Source organism: Cellulomonas sp. NPDC057328, assembly GCF_042667215.1.
Lineage (GTDB): Bacteria > Actinomycetota > Actinomycetes > Actinomycetales > Cellulomonadaceae > Cellulomonas.
On record NZ_JBHUZW010000212.1, the window covers coordinates 1 to 1,916 of the forward strand.

General features: G+C 70.0%; 2 protein-coding genes. Both read left to right on the forward strand.

The window, feature by feature from the left end:
* Positions 1-970 (forward strand): carbohydrate ABC transporter permease (locus tag ACFUMH_RS19030; protein ID WP_378209198.1); only part of this gene is annotated, 970 nt, incomplete at its 5' end.
* The gene (locus ACFUMH_RS19035; protein ID WP_378209199.1) at positions 967-1,845 is read left to right on the forward strand and encodes a carbohydrate ABC transporter permease; all 879 of its coding nucleotides are present in this window, start codon (positions 967-969) and stop codon (positions 1,843-1,845) included. The genes ACFUMH_RS19030 and ACFUMH_RS19035, both read left to right, overlap by 4 nt.
* Positions 1,846-1,916 lie beyond the last annotated feature (71 nt).

Here is a 1,916-nt window from a genome sequence, read left to right on the forward strand (position 1 = left end):
GGCATCGGCCTGGCCGGCGGCGGCCGGTACGCGCGACCCGGACGCCCGGTTCCGCTCGCGCCAGTGGCGCCAGCGGCTCGAGATCGCCTTCTTCGTCACCCCGGCTCTCGTGCTGTTCGCGGTGTTCGTCGTCGTGCCGATCGTGCAGGCCGGCCGGTACTCCATGTTCAAGTGGAACGGCCTCGGCCCGATGGACGACTTCGTCGGGTTCCAGAACTACGCGAACGCCCTCGCGGACACGATCTTCCAGCGGGCGGTCACCAACAACCTCCTGATCGTGGCGCTGTCCATCGCGATCCAGCTCCCGATCGGTCTCGCGATCGCCCTGCTGCTCAACCGCAGCTTCCCCGGCCGCACCGCGATGCGCGTCATCGTGTTCGTGCCCTACGTGCTGGCCGAGGTCGTGGCGGGTGTCATCTGGGCGCTGCTGCTGCAGCCGAACGGCCCGCTCGACGCCGTGCTCGACGCGGTCGGGCTCGGGTTCGTCAAGCAGGTCTGGCTGGGTGACCCCGGGTTCGCGCTCTGGACGGTCATCGGGGTGCTGACGTGGAAGTACGTCGGCCTCGCGATCGTCCTGCTCCTCGCCGGCCTGCAGGGCGTGCCGGAGGAGCTCCACGAGGCCGCGTCGATCGACGGCGCCTCGTGGTGGCAGGTGCAGCGCAAGATCACGATCCCGCTGCTCGGCCCCACCATCCGCACCTGGATCTTCCTGTCGATGATCGGCTCGCTGCAGCTGTTCGACATGGTGTGGATCCTCACGAAGGGCGGCCCCGCGAACGCGACCGTCACGATGGCGACCTACCTCATCAACCAGGGCACCGAGCGCAGCCAGTACGGCTACGCGTCGGCCGTGGCGGTGCTGCTGTTCGCCATCTCCTTCATCCTCGCGATCCTGTACCAGACGTTCATCCAGCGGAACGACTCGGACGACGCGTCCGTGGTCCGCCGCCGCAGGAAGGTGTCCCGATGACCGCCGTCGCCGCCCCGCCCCGGGGCTCGCGTCCGCGCGTGGCTCGCGTGCGCGCCGACCGACGTCGCGTCGGTCCCCTCGTCTACGTCGCCGCCGTGGTGGTCGCGGTCGCGGTGCTGGCGCCCGTCGTCTACGCGGTGATCAGCGGCTTCCGCTCCAACGGGCAGCTCGCCGAGAACCCCGTCGGCCTGCCGAGCCCGTGGGTCTGGCAGAACTACGTCAACGTGCTGACCGGGGGCAACTTCTGGCGGTACGCGCTCAACTCGACGATCATCGCGCTCATCACGACCGCGGTCGTCGTCGTGCTGGGCATCATGGCCGCGTACCCGCTGGCCCGGTACCGGTTCAAGGGACGCGACGGCCTCTACATGGTCTTCGTGCTCGGCCTGCTGTTCCCGGCCACGGTCGCGATCATCCCGCTGTTCCTGCAGATCCGGGACCTGGGCCTGGTCAACACGTTCTGGGGCGTCGCCCTGCCGCAGGCGGCGTTCGCGCTGCCGGTGACGGTCGTCATCCTGCGGCCGTTCCTCCAGGCGCTGCCGAAGGAGCTCGAGGAGGCGGCGTCCATCGACGGCGCGTCCCGCATCGGGTTCTTCTGGCGGATCCTCGTCCCGCTGTCGGGGCCGGGCATGGTGACGGTGGGCGTGCTCGCGTTCGTCGGTTCGTGGAACGCGTACCTCCTGCCGCTGCTGATCCTCAACGACTCGGCGATGAAGACGCTGCCGCTCGGCGTCGCGGACTTCTCGACGCAGTACGCGTCGGACACCGCCGGCGTGCTGGCGTTCACGTCGCTGGCCGTCATCCCTGCGCTCGTCTTCTTCCTGACGATGCAGAAGCGGATCGTCAGCGGCCTCCAGGGCGCCGTCAAGGGCTGACCCCCGCCCCGCGCGCCGCCGCTTCACGCGCCGCAGCTGCGGCGCCGCACGACCCATGGGCTGGCGGGCGC